Annotated in this window: 15 protein-coding genes; 12 read left to right on the top strand and 3 right to left on the bottom strand. The window is 43.6% G+C overall.

Annotation, left to right across the window (positions count from 1 at the left end):
- Nucleotides 1-241: 241 nt before the first annotated feature.
- From gap to glnA, 6 genes are all read left to right on the top strand, one after another.
- Nucleotides 242-1,252: a type I glyceraldehyde-3-phosphate dehydrogenase gene (gap, locus tag D7D50_RS04150; RefSeq protein ID WP_006595530.1), complete on the top strand. Its 1,011-nt coding sequence runs from the start codon at nt 242-244 to the stop codon at nt 1,250-1,252.
- A 228-nt stretch (nt 1,253-1,480) separates the two neighbouring features.
- The gene (locus tag D7D50_RS04155) at nt 1,481-6,301 is read left to right on the top strand and encodes an endo-beta-N-acetylglucosaminidase (RefSeq protein WP_120702322.1); all 4,821 of its coding nucleotides are present in this window, start codon (nt 1,481-1,483) and stop codon (nt 6,299-6,301) included.
- A gap of 202 nt (nt 6,302-6,503) precedes the next feature.
- The gene (locus D7D50_RS04160; RefSeq protein WP_048715731.1) at nt 6,504-7,703 is read left to right on the top strand and encodes a phosphoglycerate kinase; all 1,200 of its coding nucleotides are present in this window, start codon (nt 6,504-6,506) and stop codon (nt 7,701-7,703) included.
- A gap of 379 nt (nt 7,704-8,082) precedes the next feature.
- Nucleotides 8,083-8,616 (top strand): FUSC family protein, encoded by a 534-nt coding sequence (locus D7D50_RS04165; RefSeq protein WP_023024492.1) that lies wholly within the window; start codon nt 8,083-8,085, stop codon nt 8,614-8,616.
- Between the two features lie 69 nt (nt 8,617-8,685).
- Complete coding sequence (locus D7D50_RS04170; RefSeq protein WP_023024490.1) at nt 8,686-9,051, top strand: MerR family transcriptional regulator; 366 nt, start codon at nt 8,686-8,688, stop codon at nt 9,049-9,051.
- A 41-nt stretch (nt 9,052-9,092) separates the two neighbouring features.
- Nucleotides 9,093-10,439, top strand: a complete 1,347-nt coding sequence (glnA, locus tag D7D50_RS04175; protein WP_023024488.1) for a type I glutamate--ammonia ligase — start codon at nt 9,093-9,095, stop codon at nt 10,437-10,439.
- Nucleotides 10,440-10,688: 249 nt separating this feature from the next.
- Here glnA and rnjA read toward each other — a convergent pair whose 3' ends face one another.
- Nucleotides 10,689-12,371, bottom strand: coding sequence for a ribonuclease J1 (gene rnjA, locus D7D50_RS04180; RefSeq protein ID WP_023027298.1), 1,683 nt, complete (start codon nt 12,369-12,371; stop codon nt 10,689-10,691).
- Nucleotides 12,372-12,374: 3 nt separating this feature from the next.
- Nucleotides 12,375-12,605 carry a DNA-dependent RNA polymerase subunit epsilon gene (locus tag D7D50_RS04185; protein WP_006595537.1) on the bottom strand — a complete coding sequence of 77 codons (231 nt, stop codon included), beginning with the start codon at nt 12,603-12,605 and terminating at the stop codon, nt 12,375-12,377.
- Between the two features lie 283 nt (nt 12,606-12,888).
- Between D7D50_RS04185 and tsaB the strand changes: the two genes are divergently transcribed.
- The 6 genes from tsaB (at nt 12,889) to D7D50_RS04215 (ending at nt 16,911) form a co-directional block, all read left to right on the top strand.
- A complete protein-coding gene (tsaB, locus tag D7D50_RS04190) occupies nt 12,889-13,572 on the top strand; it encodes a tRNA (adenosine(37)-N6)-threonylcarbamoyltransferase complex dimerization subunit type 1 TsaB (protein ID WP_120701550.1) in 684 nt (227 codons plus the stop codon).
- On the top strand, nt 13,569-14,006 hold the full coding sequence (rimI, locus tag D7D50_RS04195) for a ribosomal protein S18-alanine N-acetyltransferase (RefSeq protein WP_120701551.1): 438 nt from the start codon (nt 13,569-13,571) through the stop codon (nt 14,004-14,006). The genes tsaB and rimI overlap by 4 nt, the downstream gene beginning before the upstream one ends.
- Nucleotides 13,996-15,018, top strand: a complete 1,023-nt coding sequence (gene tsaD / locus D7D50_RS04200; RefSeq protein WP_120701552.1) for a tRNA (adenosine(37)-N6)-threonylcarbamoyltransferase complex transferase subunit TsaD — start codon at nt 13,996-13,998, stop codon at nt 15,016-15,018. The genes rimI and tsaD overlap by 11 nt, the downstream gene beginning before the upstream one ends.
- Nucleotides 15,019-15,104: 86 nt before the next feature.
- Entirely contained in the window at nt 15,105-15,800 is a 696-nt protein-coding gene (locus D7D50_RS04205) for an AzlC family ABC transporter permease (RefSeq protein ID WP_120701553.1), read from the top strand.
- Nucleotides 15,787-16,116, top strand: a complete 330-nt coding sequence (locus tag D7D50_RS04210; RefSeq protein ID WP_120701554.1) for an AzlD domain-containing protein — start codon at nt 15,787-15,789, stop codon at nt 16,114-16,116. Before D7D50_RS04205 ends, D7D50_RS04210 begins: the two co-directional genes overlap by 14 nt.
- Nucleotides 16,117-16,236: 120 nt before the next feature.
- On the top strand, nt 16,237-16,911 hold the full coding sequence (locus D7D50_RS04215; protein ID WP_120701555.1) for a hypothetical protein: 675 nt from the start codon (nt 16,237-16,239) through the stop codon (nt 16,909-16,911).
- A 40-nt stretch (nt 16,912-16,951) separates the two neighbouring features.
- On the opposite strand, the gene D7D50_RS04220 is transcribed toward D7D50_RS04215, so the two are convergent.
- Nucleotides 16,952-18,292: a sodium-dependent transporter gene (locus tag D7D50_RS04220; RefSeq protein ID WP_120701556.1), complete on the bottom strand. Its 1,341-nt coding sequence runs from the start codon at nt 18,290-18,292 to the stop codon at nt 16,952-16,954.
- Between the last annotated feature and the right edge of the window lie 90 nt (nt 18,293-18,382).

Here is an 18,382-nt window from a genome sequence, read left to right on the forward strand (position 1 = left end):
GCTAAAAGCTTTCCTCTTAGGAGGAAGGCTTTTTTGATTCGAAAGAGTTCAACCCCTCTTCCTCATAAGAGATAGTGAAAATGAATATGAAAGTTTGTGTAATATTTCTAATCCTACTGAAATCAGTTGCATTTTAGGGGAAGAAAGTATATAATAATATTGTTGAAAGATGATTTGTAACCTATCAAGTTACTCTTTTCACATAAAAAATTTTTTGATTTTCATAAGGAGGAAATCACGAATGGTAGTTAAAGTTGGTATTAACGGTTTCGGTCGTATCGGTCGTCTTGCTTTCCGTCGTATCCAAAACGTAGAAGGTGTTGAAGTTACTCGCATCAACGACCTTACAGATCCAGTTATGCTTGCACACTTGTTGAAATATGACACAACTCAAGGTCGTTTCGACGGTACTGTGGAAGTTAAAGAAGGTGGATTCGAAGTTAACGGTAAATTCGTTAAAGTTTCTGCTGAACGTGATCCAGAACAAATCGACTGGGCTAACGACGGTGTAGAAATCGTTCTTGAAGCAACTGGTTTCTTTGCTAAGAAAGAAGCTGCTGAAAAACACTTGCACCCAGGTGGAGCTAAGAAAGTTGTTATCACTGCTCCTGGTGGAAACGACGTTAAAACAGTTGTATTTAACACTAACCACGACATTCTTGATGGTACTGAAACAGTTATCTCAGGTGCTTCATGTACTACAAACTGCTTGGCTCCAATGGCTAAAGCTCTTCAAGATAACTTTGGTGTTGTAGAAGGATTGATGACTACTATCCACGCTTACACTGGTGACCAAATGATCCTTGACGGACCACACCGTGGTGGTGACCTTCGTCGTGCTCGCGCTGGTGCAGCTAACATCGTTCCTAACTCAACTGGTGCTGCTAAAGCTATCGGTTTGGTAATCCCAGAATTGAACGGTAAATTGGACGGATCTGCACAACGCGTTCCAACTCCAACTGGATCAGTTACTGAATTGGTTGCAGTTCTTGAAAAGAACGTTACTGTTGATGAAGTGAACGCAGCTATGAAAGCAGCAGCTAACGAATCATACGGTTACACAGAAGATCCAATCGTATCTTCAGATATCGTAGGTATGGCTTACGGTTCATTGTTTGACGCAACTCAAACTAAAGTTCTTGACGTTGATGGTAAACAATTGGTTAAAGTTGTTTCATGGTATGACAACGAAATGTCTTACACTGCACAACTTGTACGTACTCTTGAATACTTCGCAAAAATTGCTAAATAATTCATGTGTATGATGAGAGGAGGGTGACCTCCTCTTTTTTTGTACTTTTTTTAGTTCCTCCTCACCTTATTATAGGATTTGCTAAAATGGATTGACAGACCTCTCTTTAAAGGGGTAAACTAAATTTGAGTGAAGATTTCCAATTAAACAAAATGTAAGCGATTGCACGAGAGCAAAGGAGAAGTGTTTTAGGAGATTGGAAATTAGTAAAATAAGATGGAGGTCAAGATGAAAGGTCATCAATTTGAAAAACAACAACGTTTTAGTATCCGAAAATTCAGTGTGGGAGTTTGTTCTGCACTGATTGGATTGGCATTTTTAGGGACGGGGGCTGTCTCAGCGGATGAGACGCATGCTGCGAATGAACAACCCTTAGAAGCCACTTCAGCAACTGCAGAAGATGTAAATCATTTGATCAGAGAAGCTGGTGTCTACACTGCAGATGCTGTCTTGCCAACTACAGAATCAGCGAAACCAGTTGAGGAAGCCACTTCAGCAACTCCAGAGGCTACTTCAGCAACTCCCGAAGTTAGCCCGACGACCACAGATAGTCCAGCGGTTTCAGCGACAGAACAGCCAAAAGCAAGCACAGAAAAAGTAGAAGATTTACCAACTAATGAAGAAAAACAATTAAGACCGAAAGAGGTCAAATTTGATACATGGGACGATTTGTTGAAATGGGAACCTGGTAAACGAGTAGATGATGATTTGAACCGAGCAAGTGTCCCCCTCGCTAGCCGTTTTCAAGGGAAGCAAATCAACGAGCAAGCAAACCCTGATGCAAAGATTCAGGCTCTGTCTAACATGAACTCAAAGGCTAAGGATCATGCTTCCGTCGGTGGGGAAGAGTTTAAGGCCTATGCTTTTGACTATTGGCAGTATTTGGATTCCATGGTATTCTGGGAAGGTCTGGTACCATCAGCGGATGTGATTGATGCTGCTCACCGAAATGGGGTGCCCATCTATGGAACACTCTTTTATAACTGGTCTAGTAGCATCAAGGATCAAGAGCATTTTGCAGAAACCTTGAAAGAAGATAGTGAAGGCTCTAAAACCTTCCCGATCGCACGGAAATTAGTTGATCTAGCTAAGTATTATGGTTTCGATGGCTACTTTATTAACCAAGAAACGACAGGGAACCTAGTAGAACCTTTAGGACCAAAATTAAGAGATTTCCTTCTTTACACCAAGGAGTATGCGAAGAGTATTAACTACCCTATCAAGTACTCTTGGTATGATGCCATGACCTATGAATATGGTCGTTACCATGAAAATGCACTGGGTGAATACAACTATAATTTCATGCAACCTGAAAATGGGGAAAATCCAGTTGATACCTTCTTTGCCAACTTCAACTGGGGCAAATCAGAAGTTGATTATTCTATCAGCACAGCCAAATGGATTCAGCGCAATCCTTATGATGTTTTAGCGGGACTCGAACTTCAAAAAGGGGGCTCTTATAAGACCAATGTGGACTGGAATGCGATTTTAGATGAACATGGCAAGTTGCGTCTATCCCTGGGGCTTTATGCACCTGACACCATTACGGGTCTAGGAAAGACAGGAGAGGGGTATCATACCCATGAAGATCTATTCTGGACAGGTTTCCAAGGTGATCCAACCAAAGGAAAACCAGCAGATCAATCTTGGTACGGGATGTCCAATCTAGTCGTGGATAAAACTCCGATCACAAATGCTGATTTTAATACTTCATTCAATACTGGTCACGGAAAATATTGGTTTGTAGATGGGAAAATTTCAAAAGATGGCGAGTGGAATTACCGATCCGTCTCTGGCTACCTTCCAACATGGCGCTGGTGGGTAGAACATAGTGAAGATAGCACGCCATTGAAAGGGCGCTATGACTTTGATCAAGCCTATAATGGAGGAAACTCGCTAACCTTTGAAGGCGATTTGAAAGCTAATAGCAGTCAAAATGTCATGCTCTATTCGACCAAGATCCCTGTGACAGAAACAACAAAATTAAGTGTCTCTCACAAGGGTGGGGTTGGTGCGGCTGCTTGGGTAGCTGTTGCTACAAAAGAAGATTACTCGGAATACGTATGGAAGGAATTGACGCCAAACGCAGATTGGTCCACTCAAACCTTCGATTTGGGAGACCTAGCTGGCAAGACCATTTATGCCGTTAAGATGTTCTTTGACCATGATGCAGATGTCAAAGACTACAAGTTCAATCTCGGCCAATTGTCGATTACGTCGAACCAAGAAAAACCAGCTGCTCCTTCTGAAGTAACCGTGAAAGGCAAACGCCTGCAAAATGCGCAAGAAGCAGAAGCAGTCCTAAACTTTAAAGGAGTTGCGGATGCAGATTATTATGAAGTCTATGAGAAAGATGGGGATAACTGGCGTCTCTTAACAGGGTCTTCTGCGACAACTGTCTATCTTCCAAAAGTTAGTCGTTCAGCAAGTGCTGAAGGGACCACTCAAGAACTCAAGGTTGTTGCTGTTGGGAAAAACGGTCAACGTTCAGATGCGGGAACTGTAGCCTTTGATTGGGGCATGACAGTGTCGGATACCAGCCTACCAAAAGCATTGGCGCCAAACGTAGTGATTGGGGCGAAAGTCATCGGTTCAAGTTTCCCAGATGCAGATGGTAGTGAAGGTATCGAGGGGATGTTGAATGGAACCATTACGAGCCTTTCAGATAAATGGTCTTCGGCTCAATTGAGTGGAACTGTCGATATTCGCTTGACACAACCACGGACGATTGTTCGTTGGGTTATGGACCATGCAGGTGCGGGTGGTGAATCTGTCGATGATGGCAAGATGAATACCCGTGACTTCGATCTTTACTACAAGGACGAAGCCGGCGAGTGGAAATTGGCCAAGGAAGTCCGTGGTAACAAAGCCCATGTGTCCGATATTACACTCGATCAACCGATTAAGGCCCAAGATTGGCGTCTCCATGTCATTACAGCCGATAATGGGACTCCATGGCAGGCTATTCGAATCTATAACTGGAAAATGTATGAAAGTTTAGATACCGAAACAGTCAATATCCCGATGAAGGATGCTGCAGCGCAAAACTTAGGCAATCATTTTGTCCAAGTCGGCTTCAAAGATGTTCCAGCCAATACTACGCTGACTCTATATGCCGATAAAGAAGCGACTAGCCCAATTGCGACTATGACAGCCGATCAAGCTGGAAATCTGATCTTTAAACCGCTCGCTTTTGAATCGACTCCATCTCTTCTTTACTATCGTGCACAAGCACCAGGAAAAGAGATCAGTAATGTTCTAGCGATTGAAGTTCCAAAAAATGATAAAGAAATTAGTGGAGTTCAATTAGAAGAGGGCTTAGCTAAGAAGGTGTACAGAGAAGGAGATGCTCTCTCCTTGAAAGGAGCGACTCTTCGCGTTCATTATCAAGATGGACAAGCAGATCAACTGGTCAACCTCACCAACTCAGGTGTAGAGATTCATGGATTTGACAGTAGCAAGCTTGGAGAACAACACCTAGAAGTTTCTTATCTTGGTCAGAAATTGGATAAGACTCTCACTGTTTTTGTGGTCAGTGCAGAGGAAGCAGGTGAAAAAGCCGTTGCTGGTCTAGAATTGACTGACAAACCAAAAGTCGAATATATTGTCGGAGAAGCATTTGAAAAAGAAGGCGGACGCTTTACAGTCGTCTTTGAAGATGAAACGACTGAAACGCACGCCTTGACCGATGAAGGTGTTGAAGTAACTGGCTTTGATGCGAGCAAGGAAGGTCGTCAAACTATCACCGTCCATTACAAGGGAGCTAGCACAAGCTTTGATGTCCTCGTGAATCCAAAACCAGCTCTCAATGATGAATACCTCAAGCAAAAATTGGCTGAAGCTGAAGCTGCAAAAGCCAAAGTAGACTTTACTTTTGCCACTCCTGAAGTCAAAGAAGCCTTGTTGGCTGGAATAGCTGCTTCTGAAAAAGTCTTGAAAGAGCATGATATCAGCACACAAGATCAAGTCAATGAGCAGTTAAACCAATTGACCGCTCTCTTGAAAGCCTTGGATGGACAAGCCAATCTAACAAAAGAAAAAGAAACTCTCTCTGCTCTGACAGAGGAAGCGACCACTCTATTAGCAAGCAAGCCAAATCATCCTTCTGGTGATGCTTTGAAGGCACTGGTTGAGAAAAATAAAGAAGTCCTAGACTCTTCAGAACTCACTCCTGAAGCGCTGGCAACCGCAAAAACAGGCCTAGAAACCTTGATTGCGCTCTTGAAAGAAGATAAGCCGGCAGTCTTTGTAGACTCTGCAACTGGAGTTGAAGTTCAGTTCTCTAATTTGGAACCTACTGTTGTTAAGGGGTTGAAAGTCGCGAAAGTTGAAGCAAATCAGGTAGAAAAAGAAGAGCTGAAGGGACGAGAAGCGGCTATCTTTGATATCGAAGGAGTCGATGCAAGTGGTCAGGATGTCGATACACAGCATTCATCACTTGTGAAAATACCTGTGGATAAAGATAGAGAAGTGGAGCAAGTCCTCTTCTTCCCAGAAGGTCAAACACCTCAATCTTTAGCCTTTGAGCGTGTAGGAGATGTAGTCATCTTTACAGCTCCACACTTTACTCACTATGCGATTGTCTATAAGCTAGCAAAAACGGAAGGACCAGATCAGCCAATCCAGCCAGATCAACCTGTGACACCGGACCAACCGATCCAGCCAGAGAAACCTGCGACACCGGATCAACCGGTTCAGCCAGAGAAACCTGCGACACCAGATCAACCGATTCAGCCGGAGAATCCAACAAAACCAGACCAACCGACTGATAATCAAAAATCCCCAGAACAATTGAATCCGATGAAACCAACTGATCCATTGAATCAAAAGGAAAACGGATCAGATCTTCTGGATCAACGAGTTCAACAAGTTTTGAGTCGCTACTTAACACCGTCTAAAGAAGGTTCTTCTCAACAAGATCAAACAAGCAAAGAAACTGACAAGGAATTGCCAACAACTGCAAGTTTAGAGGCTACTTTTGCAGCAGAAGCTGTACTCTTAGCGGCACTTGGAGGCTTCCTCTTGGCCGGTAAGAAGAAAGAAGAGTAAGGTTTTCTAGAGGCTTAAAAAAGTTAAAATCAATCATAAACCTCCTTTGTGAAAAACAAGGGAGGTTTCATGATGTAGATTCTGAATCAGGAGCATCAATCCAGATAGGCTATTATGAAGTAGAAATCCACTATTTTTCTACCTCTTTTACATCTTTTGTGATATAATTATCATGTATTAAAAATAGAAGGAGTCATATCCAATGGCAAAATTGACTGTTAAAGACGTTGACTTGAAAGGGAAAAAAGTTCTCGTTCGTGTTGACTTCAACGTTCCTGTAAAAGATGGCGTGATTACAAACGACAACCGTATCACTGCTGCTCTTCCAACAATCAAGTACATTCTTGAGCAAGGCGGACGTGCAATCCTCTTCTCTCACCTTGGACGTGTAAAAGAAGAAGCAGACAAAGAAGGAAAATCACTTGCTCCTGTAGCTGCTGACTTGGCTGCTAAATTGGGTCAAGACGTTGCTTTCCTTCCAGGTGTTACTCGTGGTGCTGAATTGGAAGCTGCGATTAACGCTCTTGAAGATGGACAAGTTCTTTTGGTTGAAAACACTCGTTTTGAAGATGTTGACGGCAAGAAAGAATCTAAAAACGATCCTGAACTTGGTAAATACTGGGCATCACTTGGAGATGGTATCTTCGTAAACGATGCATTCGGTACAGCTCACCGTGCACACGCTTCAAACGTTGGTATCTCAGCAAACGTTGAAAAAGCTGTTGCTGGCTTCCTTCTTGAAAACGAAATTGCCTACATCCAAGAAGCAGTTGAAGCTCCAGAACGTCCATTCGTGGCTATCCTTGGTGGTTCAAAAGTTTCAGACAAGATTGGTGTTATCGAAAACTTGCTTGAAAAAGCTGATAAAGTTCTTATCGGTGGTGGGATGACTTACACATTCTACAAAGCTCAAGGTATCGAAATCGGTAACTCACTTGTAGAAGAAGACAAATTAGATGTCGCTAAAGCTCTTCTTGAAAAAGCAAACGGCAAATTGATCTTGCCAGTTGACTCAAAAGAAGCGAACGCATTTGCTGACTACACTGAAGTGAAAGACACTGAAGGTGAAGCAGTTGACCCAGGCTTCCTTGGTTTGGATATCGGTCCTAAATCTATCGCTAAATTTGACGAAGCTTTGACTGGTGCGAAAACAGTTGTATGGAACGGACCTATGGGTGTATTTGAAAACCCTGACTTCCAAGCTGGTACAATCGGTGTCATGGACGCTATCGTGAAACAACCAGGCGTTAAATCAATCATCGGTGGTGGTGACTCAGCTGCCGCAGCGATCAACCTTGGTCGTGCAGACAAGTTCTCATGGATCTCTACTGGTGGAGGCGCTTCAATGGAACTCCTTGAAGGTAAAGTATTGCCAGGTTTGGCTGCACTTACAGAAAAATAAGACGGTTCCTCATAAACCATAGAAGAAGCACCGAAAGGTGCTTTTTTTAGAATGTATACAAACTATTTTTATATAAGATAAGTGATTCTGTATCGAAATAAAATATGATCTCATTTTTGAAATTAATCAAGGAAATCCCGAAACTTTCCGCCGTGAGAAAAGTGCTTGAAACATTTGTTTCAAGCACTCGGGAGTTTTGAAACTTTAGGTTCAAAACTAAGTCATGGAACTTCTTCGAAGTTCGCTGACGTCCGTACTCACCTAAGGAAAGTTTTTAAGATGTCTTTATAGATTAGAAGGAAGCTAGTCGATCTTCATTTCCCTGCTTGAACCTTTCTGGAAATATGTTAGAATAAAAGAGATAGAAAGATAGGGGACAATGGATTACTTTAAACGACATAAATTTGACCGTTCCAAATTTCGATTGGGAATGCGGACCTTCAAAACAGGGATAGCCGTTTTTCTGGTTCTATTGATTTTTGGTATCTTTGGTTGGAGAGGACTGCAAATTGGGGCTCTGACAGCTGTTTTTAGCTTGAGAGAAGATTTTGATAAGAGTGTTCACTTCGGAGCTTCGCGTGTGATGGGCAACAGCATCGGTGGTTTTTATGCTCTGCTATTCTTTATGATCAAGATCCTCTTCCACGATGCCTATTGGGTCACCCTGATTTTTGTACCGATTGCGACCATGTTAACCATTATGACCAATGTTGCCATGAACAATAAAGCCGGAATTATCGGAGGCGTATCAGCTATGCTGATTATTACTCTCTCGATTCCTACAGGTGAAACTTTCCTATATGTTTTTGCCCGCATTTTTGAAACCTTTATCGGTGTCTTTGTAGCGATTTTAGTTAATTCAGATGTGGATCGCATTCGAGACTTTATAAAAGAAAAAAGAAAACCCATGTGAGATTATATGACATTTTAATCTTGACATCGGTTTTTTTTGCGTTATAATAGAAGGGAAAGGAGGTCGGATATGAAAGAAAAGGAATTAAGACGAACGTTAGCGGTCTTTCCGATTGGTAGTGTTATGAAATTGACAGATTTAACAGCTCGTCAGATTCGCTATTACGAAGATCAACAACTCATTACTCCGGATCGTACAGAGGGCAATCGTCGGATGTTTTCTCTCAACGATATGGATCGCCTGTTGGAGATTAAGGATTACTTATCTGAAGGCCTTAATATTGCAGGAATCAAAAAACGGATTGCTGAGAAAGAAGCTAAACGCCAAGCTGCCAAGGTAGTTAGCGAGAAGGAAGTTCGCAAGGCCCTTCATCGCGACATTCTTCAGCAAAGTCGCTTTCATACGACCTCATCGCCATATGGTCAGTTACGCTGATCATTCTTTTTACTTATTGCTTTATTCATAAGGAGACACACATGTCAATTACTGTTGAAGATATTCGTCGCGAAGTCAAAGAAAAAAATGTAACCTTTATTCGGTTGATGTTCTCAGATATCTTAGGAACCATGAAAAACGTTGAAATTCCAGCGACAGATGAACAGTTGGAAAAAGTTTTATCAAACAAGGCTATGTTTGATGGATCTTCTATCGAAGGGTTTGTTCGGATTAATGAGTCTGATATGTATCTCTATCCTGACTTGGACTCTTGGACTGTTTTCCCTTGGGGAGATGAGAACGGTAGTGTCGCAGGCTTGATTTGTGATGTCTATACAACAGAAGGGGAACCATTTGCAGGAGATCCACGTGGAAACCTCAAACGTGCTCTTCGTCACATGGAAGAAGTTGGCTTCAAATCGTTCAACCTTGGACCAGAGCCAGAGTTCTTCCTCTTTAAACTGGATGAAAATGGAGACCCAACTCTTGAAGTGAATGACAAGGGTGGCTATTTTGATTTGGCACCTACAGACCTTGCGGATAACACTCGTCGTGAGATCGTCAATGTCTTAACCCAAATGGGATTTGAGGTAGAAGCCAGTCACCACGAAGTGGCTGTAGGTCAGCATGAAATTGACTTTAAGTACGATGAAGTTCTTCGCGCCTGTGACAAGATTCAAATCTTTAAACTCGTTGTAAAAACCATTGCTCGTAAACATGGTTTGTATGCAACCTTTATGGCTAAACCAAAATTTGGTATCGCTGGTTCTGGTATGCATTGCAATATGTCCTTGTTTGATGCCGAAGGGAACAACGCCTTCTTTGATCCAAATGATCCAAAAGGAATGCAGTTGTCAGAAACAGCTTATCATTTCCTTGGTGGTTTGATCAAGCACGCTTACAACTACACAGCCATCATGAACCCGACTGTCAACTCCTACAAACGTTTGGTACCAGGTTTTGAAGCTCCTGTATACATCGCTTGGGCTGGACGCAACCGCTCCCCATTGGTGCGTGTACCTGCTTCACGCGGTATGGGAACTCGTTTGGAATTGCGTTCCGTAGATCCGATGGCTAACCCATACATCGCTATGGCTGTTCTTTTAGAAGTTGGTTTGCATGGGATTGAGAACAAGATTGAAGCGCCAGCTCCTATCGAAGAAAATATTTACATCATGACAGCTGAAGAGCGTAAAGAAGCTGGAATTACGGATCTTCCATCTACTCTTCACAATGCTTTGAAAGCCTTGACGGAAGATGAAGTAGTTAAGAATGCTCTCGGTGAACACATCTACACGAGCTTCTTAGAAGCCAAACGCATCGAGTGGGCAAGCTATGCAACCTTCGTTTCACAATGGGAAATTGATAACTACTTGGACTTGTACTAATCAAATCCATACAAAAAATGAGCTAGGTTTGATTACCTAGCTCATTTTTCATAGATAGAAAATGAGAGTGGGACAGAAGTCGGTCATTCGTTAGAATTCAATTTCATCGTCCCACCTCCGCACAGTTGAGTAGGGCTGTAAAAGCTGATGAAATCAGCGTAGTAGAGCCCACTCAACCACTGCGTCTTGCTCGACAATCCAAAGACAATTGAGAGGCTAGGACCTTTGTCCCAGCCTCATTCTTTTTACTTAGTTTTCTTCATCTGGTGTCAAAATCATCGGGATGATGATGGGTTCACGTTCCGTACTTTCGTAAAGGAAAGGACGGAGGGCATTGACAATAGCACCGTGTACGGTTTGAATGTTGGCATCTTTGTTCTTCAAGGCGATTCGGATAGCATTGAAGAGGATACGTTGACTTTCACGGATCAGGTCACCAGACTCTCTCATATAGATGAAACCACGACTGAGAATATCTGGTCCAGCTAAAATCATTTTTGACTTGAAGTCAACTGTCGCAACAGCTAGGACAACACCGTCTTCTGATAAATCTTTGCGGTCACGAAGGACAGCAGCTCCGATTTCTCCGATGCGATTTCCGTCGACATAGATATCTTGAGCATTGAAACTTCCTGCGATACGAGCCGAGTTGGCTGTTAAGGCAAGGACATCACCGTTGCTCATGATGAAGATGTTATCCTTTTCTACTCCGCAATCACGCGCAAGTCCAGCATGAATTTTCTGCATGCGGTACTCACCGTGAACAGGCATGAAGTATTTTGGCTTGATCAAGCGCAACATGAGCTTTTGTTCTTGTTGACCACCGTGTCCAGAGGTATGGATATTGTTAATCTTACCGTGGATGACATCGACTCCTGCTTCAGAGATGATGTTGATCAGGCGGTTGACGCTAGTTGTGTTGCCAGGAATCGGACTAGATGAGAAGATAACGGTATCACCCGGTTGCAATTGCACTTGGCGGTGGGTTCCATTAGCGATACGAGATAGTGCCGCCATTGGCTCCCCTTGGCTCCCTGTACACATAATGAGGATTTCGTTTGCCGGGTAGTCTTTGATCTCACTTGGTTCAATAATTGTTCCAGGTGGTACCTTGATATAGCCCAGCTCAATCCCGTTGACAATGGCCTTTTCCATCGAGCGTCCAAAGACAACAATCTTACGGCCAGTTTTAACAGCGGCATCTGCAGCCTGTTGGAGACGGAAGATGTTTGATGCAAAGGAAGCAAAGATGATGCGTCCATGAATGCCTTCAATAATCTTCATAATGGATTGGCCAACGACTTTTTCAGAGTTGGTAAAGGTTGGGACTTCCGCGTTGGTTGAGTCAGAAAGCAGACAGAGAACGCCTTCCTCTCCTAGTGCGGCCATCCGGTGCAGATCGGCTGGCTCACCAACTGGAGTAAAGTCAAATTTAAAGTCTCCCGTGCAGACAATTTTTCCTTGAGGCGTGTGGAGAACGATCCCCAAAGGTTCTGGAATAGAGTGGGTCGTACGGAAGAAGGTCGCTTTAATATGCTTAAAGGTCAACTCCGTATTTTGGTTGATTTCATAGAGTTTAGCACCACGAAGGAGGCCATGCTCTTCTAATTTTCCACGAATAAGGGCTAGGGCCAAAGGTCCAGCATAGATAGGCACATTGGCTTGCTTCAAGAGGAAGGGAATTCCTCCGATATGGTCTTCGTGTCCGTGAGTAATCAAGACCCCTTTGACACGGTCGATATTTTCAACGATATAGGAATAGTCAGGAATAACGTAATCAATCCCTAACAAATCATCTTCAGGAAACTTGATCCCCGCATCTACAATGATGATTTCGTCTTGGTATTCAATCCCATAGGTATTTTTACCAATTTCCCCGAGACCTCCAATGGCGAAAACACCAACTTCTTCAGGTTTTAAGGTATATGCCATGGATTAGAACTCCGTAATTTCAAATGCGCCAGACTCTTTTTCATATTCTAGGTGTTGGTCTGACAAGAGGGTGATAAATTCGATGTTGTAAGATGTATTTTCCTCAACAAGGCGACGAGCTTCAATGCGTCCTTCTAACTCATTCTTCGCATCAATATCGAGATAGAGGGCATGAGTCGTTTCACGACGAGGGTTGCGTTCTTTTGTTTCTTGGTAGAAAACTTTGTAAATCATTTCGTTTCGGTTCCTTTCACTTATTCGGACTGTAGCAGAAAAGAAACAGCTAGTAGCTAGCTGAGACACCTACTCTTGCTTTATGTTGTCCTGATTCGATACAATTATTATTCATTATACCATAAATAGGCTCTAAGGAAAAGATGCAAGCAGGGTCTGAAAGCAGAAGGAAGCGCTTTTTTAGAAGGAATAGAGAGCAGGTGATTTCACAGTCTGGGGGTGCTTCCTCTACCGTTTGGCGTCTATTTGTAGTATAATATGAGACAGACAAAGAGGAGAAAATATGAAAGTATTAGCATTCGACACCTCCAGTAAGGCCCTGTCTGTTGCCCTTTTGGAGGAAGAAAACCGATTAGCGGAGTTGACGCTTACGATCAAGAAAAACCATAGCATTACCTTGATGCCCACCATTGAATTTTTGATGGCCAGTATTGATTGGAAACCAACTGACTTGGATCGTATTGTAGTAGCAGAGGGACCAGGATCCTATACTGGCTTGCGGATTGCAGTAGCAACGGCTAAAACTCTAGCTCAAACCCTAAAGATTGATTTAGTAGGGGTGTCTAGTTTACTAGCCTTGGTGCCAGAAGGGATAGAAGGTCTGGCCATTCCAGTAATGGATGCCCGGCGCAACCATGTCTATGCGGGCTTTTACAAAGAGGATACACTTCTCTATCCGGAGGCTCACCTCTCTTTTGAGGCTGTGTTAGAAAGAGCCAAGGGCGCTGAGAAGGTGACCTTCCTCGGTGAAGTGGAAGCCTTTAGAGAACAGATTCAAGAAGCCTTGCCACATGCTTTGATAAGAGAAAGTCTACCGGATGCGGTACGGATCGGCCGATTGGGACTTAAAAAAGAACCTGTCTCTGTCCATGGCTTTGTGCCCAATTACCTCAAGCGCGTAGAGGCAGAGGAAAACTGGCTCAAGGACCATCAAGAGTCTGGTCAGTCCTACATCAAACGCCTATGATCCGAATCGAGAAGGAAGCGGGGCGACTCGATTTAGCCCATCAGTTGGTAGAAATCTTAGACGATGTCTATGGACAAAGTCCTTGGACCTTGGAGCAAATCCTCGCGGATCTTGGACAAGCACAAAATTGGTATGCCTTCGCCTATCATGGGGAAGAATTGGTCGGTTTCTTGGGCATACAAGAAAACCTATACGAGTTAGAAGTGGTCCAAATTGCTGTTCGAAAAAAGTGGCAGGGTCAAGGGATTGCTCGTCAGTTGTTCGAAACCATCCCCTGGGAGAAAGAGGTCTTTTTAGAAGTGAGAGAAGGAAATACTCCAGCTCGGACTCTTTATCAGAAACAAGGATTTAAAGAAATTGGTTGCCGGAAAGGGTATTATCATGCACCTACCGAAGACGCCATTATGATGAAAAGGGAAGCAAATGAAGGATAGATATATTTTGGCATTTGAAACATCCTGTGATGAGACTAGTGTCGCCGTTTTAAAGAACGACACAGAGCTCTTATCCAATGTCATTGCCAGTCAAATTGAAAGTCATAAACGCTTCGGGGGAGTGGTTCCGGAAGTGGCCAGTCGGCATCATGTCGAAGTCATTACGGCCTGTATCGAGGAAGCGCTAGAAGAAGCGGGAATTACAGAGGAAGAAGTCACAGCGGTTGCTGTGACCTATGGACCAGGTCTCGTTGGAGCTCTTTTGGTCGGCCTTGCTGCTACCAAGGCCTTTGCTTGGGCGCATGGAATACCTTTGATTCCTGTGAACCACATGGCTGGTCACTTGATGGCTGCTCAGAGTGTCGAGCCTTTGGAGTTCCCCTTGCTAGCTCTATTGGTTAGTGGTGGACACACCGAGTTGGTTTACGTATCGGAGGCGGGTGATTATAAGATTGTTGGAGAAACCCGTGATGATGCGGTCGGTGAGGCCTATGATAAGGTCGGACGCGTCATGGGCTTGACCTATCCAGCCGGTCGTGAGATTGATGAATTGGCCCACCAAGGTCAGGATGTTTATGATTTCCCCCGTGCCATGATCAAGGAAGACAATCTGGAATTCTCCTTCTCAGGGCTCAAGTCTGCCTTTATCAATCTTCACCACAATGCCGAGCAAAAAGGCGAGACCCTGTCCAAGGAAGACCTATCGGCTTCCTTCCAAGCAGCAGTGATGGATATTCTCATGGCAAAAACCAAAAAAGCCTTAGAAAAGTACCCAGTTAAAACCCTGGTTGTAGCTGGAGGAGTCGCAGCCAACCAAGGCTTACGAGAACGCCTGGCGGCAGAAATCACGGATGTCAAGGTCATTATTCCACCCTTACGCCTTTGCGGGGACAATGCTGGGATGATTGCCTATGCCAGTGTCAGCGAATGGAATAAGGGGAATTTTGCTAGCTTAGACTTAAATGCCAAACCAAGTCTCGCTTTTGACTCGATAGAAGAGAATTTAGAATAGTTAACTAACGAACAGAAAGGACGGGAGGACGATTCCCGTCCCTTTTTTGTTATAATAGATAGCATCAAAAAAGAAAGGAAGAAAGAGTGGAAAAGAATTTTCAGCAGGGGGTCAGGGATGCCCTTCCGACAGCCTTGGGTTATATCAGTATTGGCTTGGCCTGTGGTGTGGTGGCGTCTCCCTATCTCTCCCCTTTAGAAATGGGCTTGATGAGTCTCTTGGTTTACGCGGGGGCTTCTCAGTTTGCTATGATCTCTTTGATTGCCGTTCATTCGTCCCTCATGAATATTGCCTTAACCGTCTTTTTCATCAATTTGCGCAATATGCTTATGAGTCTGCATACCTCCCCTGATTTTAAGGAGGCTAGCCTGGTCCATAATATTGGAATTGGTAGTTTGTTGACAGATGAGAGTTACGGGGTTTATTTGAGTGAAAAATTGAAAAGTGACCGGATCACTGTTCCCTGGATGCATGGCAATAACGTGGTCGGTTATCTAGCCTGGGGCTCCTCAACCATTTTAGGGACCGCCTTGGGTTCACTCTTGCCCAATCCTAGTGCCTTTGGCCTGGACTTTGCCTTAGTTGCCATGTTTATTGGGATTTTTGCAGGTCAGTTTCAAGGGATGCGCTTGACGGAAAAGCTGAAAACGATGTTCTTTGTTTTAGCTGCTGTGGCCCTTAGCTTTTTCCTTTTAACCTTCTTTTTGACCCAATCGTTGGCGGTCTTAGTGGCTACTTTAACAGGTTGTTTAGTGGGGGTGATTTGTGATGCGCGTGAATAGTTGGGTATTCTTGGTTATTTTGATTTCAGCAGTGGTGACCTGGATTCCACGTATTTTGCCTTTTGTTTTGGTCAAATACCGGGGCCTACCAGATCCAGTCCTGCGTTTTCTAAAGTATCTTCCCATTGCCATCATTTTTGCCTTGATCCTTTCAAGTTTAGTGGATGGGAAGGTGGGCCAGCTCCCTCAGGTTCGATGGTTGGATCTGCTAGCAGCCATCCCAACCATGCTGGTAGCCTTTCGCTACAAAAACCTAATGGGCACTGTTCTATTTGGAATTGTCTTGGTCGCTCTCTTACGATTGCTTGTTGCCTGAATCTCCTGAATTTTTAGATAGATTTCTTTTTATTACGAATGTTACAAAAATATTTCAAAAAATACTTGACATTGTGTCATATTGTAATATAATAGTGTCTATCAAATGAAGTGAGGGATCATGATGATGAAAAAATGGACAAGTTTAGCAGTTTTAGGATTAACTTCTGCAAGCCTACTCGTAGCCTGTGGCTCAAAAAAAGAGGAGAACAACTCTTCTGCCAAAGAAGCACAAACGACGGTGAAGTCTAGTCAGAAAAAAGCAAAGGCAGCTTCTGGAAAGAAAGAGACAAAAGCTACTGAAGCTGCTTCACAAGAAGGAGCACAAGCTGCTTCACAAGATGCAGCAAACTCAGGTCAAACCGATACAGGATCTGGTTCTGCAAGCGCTAATAAGGCTACAGATTCGTCTCAAATGGTTCCAGAAGAGCTAGTAGGGACTTGGACAGGAACAACTGAAATTGCCAAAGATGTCCAAATGACAGTGGCTGCGGACGGAACAGTTACTACGACAGCGAACTTCTATCAAGCTGATTTGAATCCTGTTCGTACTGCAACGACGAAAGCAAAGGCAGTCCAAGCTTCTGGCAATATCTACTACTGGGAAACAGACGAACCTGGAGCTTTTGATGCTCTCCTTCCAGGTATTGCTGGACTTGGTGGAGCCAATATGAAGGTAAAAGCCGGTTTCATTTTGGAAGAGGGCCATTATACACCGATTGTATTTGTAACAGGACTTAATGAAGACTTTGATTATAGCAAATACAATGATTTCCGTGTTTCCCTTACAAAATAAAGAAAAATCCACGAATCCCTATGGACTCGTGGATTTTGTTTTAGATAAATTGTGTAATAAAGACAATGAGGATGACGATTGGAATCACAAAGCGAAGCAAGAAAATCCAAGTCTTGAAGAGGAAGCGTTTGGCTTTCTCTTCTCCAACCTTGAGTTCTTCTTGAGCTAGGACTTGGTCAAAGATATAACCTGTAAATAAAGACAGGCAGAGGGCCCCAAAAGGCATAAGGAGGTTAGAAACCAAAAAGTCCATGCAATCAAAGAAGGATTTTCCAAAGAGGGTCCATTTGGAGAGAATACCATAGGATAGAGCTGATGGAATCCCAAAGATAAAGGTCAGAAGGCCAATAATTTGACTCCATTTAGCCCGCTTTTTGTTGTTTTGGTTGGTGACATTTCCGACATTAATCTCTAACATGACGACGGATGAGGTAATGGTCGCAAAAAGAAAGAGGAGCAGGAAGAGCAGATAGAAGAGGGTCCCAAAAGGCATCTTGTCAAAGACTTGTGGAAGGACCACAAAGAGGAGTCCCGGTCCACTAGTAGAAGGAATTTGAAAGGCTGACATAGCTGGGAAGATCGCCAAGCCCGCCATGATGGAAACAGCAATATTCATGAAGACGACGGAAATGCCGGATTGGACCAGATCAGTGTCCTTGTCCAAATAGGAAGCATAGGTCAACATGGCCGTTACCCCAAGAGAGAGGGCGAAGAAAGATTGGCCTAAGGCATAGAGCAGACCTTGGCTGGTCATCTTGGAGAAATCTGGCTTGAGGAAATAGCTGACTCCCTCCCAAGCACCAGCTAAGGTCAAGGAACGACCAATTATGACTAAGAAAATGATGAAGAGAAGAGGCATCATGAATTTTGAGGCCTTTTCAATCCCTTGTTCTACCCCCTTGGAAACTATCAAGACATTGAGGAGGATGAAGATCGCTTGGGCTCCAAGAGCTAACCAGGGATTTGAAATAATGTCCCCGAAAAGCTGGGTGTAGTCTCTAACTGTCAAGACTTGAAATAATTCTCCCAAGGCAACTCCTAAATAAATCAGGATCCAACCACCGATGACACTGTAAAAGGAGAGAAGAATGAAGAGAGCAAAGGCTCCAATCCAGCCAATTCCATCGTAGAAGCGACGGCCACCGAGTTTTCCAAAGGTTTTAATGGCAGAGACACCAGCTGCACGTCCTAGAGTAAATTCAGCCAGTAAGAGGGGAAAGCCGATGAGTAGAGTCGCTATCAAAAAAACGAGGAGGAAACTTCCACCTCCGTTAGCAGCGGTCATATAGGGAAACTTCCAAACAGCCCCAAGCCCAATTGCAGAACCTGCAGAGGCTAGGATGAAGCCAAGTTTTGAGCCCCATTGCGATTTTTCAGACATCGTTAAACTCCGTTCTATTTTCTAAATTAAGAAAAGGCTACTTGAGTTGTCAAATAGCCTTCTCTCAATGGCTCTTTTGAGCCTTTTCTT

Origin of the sequence: Streptococcus koreensis (assembly GCF_003627135.1) — a bacterium.
In the GTDB taxonomy this organism is placed as follows: Bacteria; Bacillota; Bacilli; order Lactobacillales; family Streptococcaceae; genus Streptococcus; species Streptococcus ilei.

Coding starts and splice junctions, on each gene's coding strand:
- gap (WP_006595530.1), top strand. CDS start 242: ATGGTAGTTAAAGTTGGTATTAACGGTTTCGGTCGTATCGGTCGTCTT.
- D7D50_RS04155 (WP_120702322.1), top strand. CDS start 1,481: ATGAAAGGTCATCAATTTGAAAAACAACAACGTTTTAGTATCCGAAAA.
- D7D50_RS04160 (WP_048715731.1), top strand. CDS start 6,504: ATGGCAAAATTGACTGTTAAAGACGTTGACTTGAAAGGGAAAAAAGTT.
- D7D50_RS04165 (WP_023024492.1), top strand. CDS start 8,083: ATGGATTACTTTAAACGACATAAATTTGACCGTTCCAAATTTCGATTG.
- D7D50_RS04170 (WP_023024490.1), top strand. CDS start 8,686: ATGAAAGAAAAGGAATTAAGACGAACGTTAGCGGTCTTTCCGATTGGT.
- glnA (WP_023024488.1), top strand. CDS start 9,093: ATGTCAATTACTGTTGAAGATATTCGTCGCGAAGTCAAAGAAAAAAAT.
- rnjA (WP_023027298.1), bottom strand. CDS start 12,371: ATGGCATATACCTTAAAACCTGAAGAAGTTGGTGTTTTCGCCATTGGA.
- D7D50_RS04185 (WP_006595537.1), bottom strand. CDS start 12,605: ATGATTTACAAAGTTTTCTACCAAGAAACAAAAGAACGCAACCCTCGT.
- tsaB (WP_120701550.1), top strand. CDS start 12,889: ATGAAAGTATTAGCATTCGACACCTCCAGTAAGGCCCTGTCTGTTGCC.
- rimI (WP_120701551.1), top strand. CDS start 13,569: ATGATCCGAATCGAGAAGGAAGCGGGGCGACTCGATTTAGCCCATCAG.
- tsaD (WP_120701552.1), top strand. CDS start 13,996: ATGAAGGATAGATATATTTTGGCATTTGAAACATCCTGTGATGAGACT.
- D7D50_RS04210 (WP_120701554.1), top strand. CDS start 15,787: ATGCGCGTGAATAGTTGGGTATTCTTGGTTATTTTGATTTCAGCAGTG.
- D7D50_RS04215 (WP_120701555.1), top strand. CDS start 16,237: ATGATGATGAAAAAATGGACAAGTTTAGCAGTTTTAGGATTAACTTCT.
- D7D50_RS04220 (WP_120701556.1), bottom strand. CDS start 18,292: ATGTCTGAAAAATCGCAATGGGGCTCAAAACTTGGCTTCATCCTAGCC.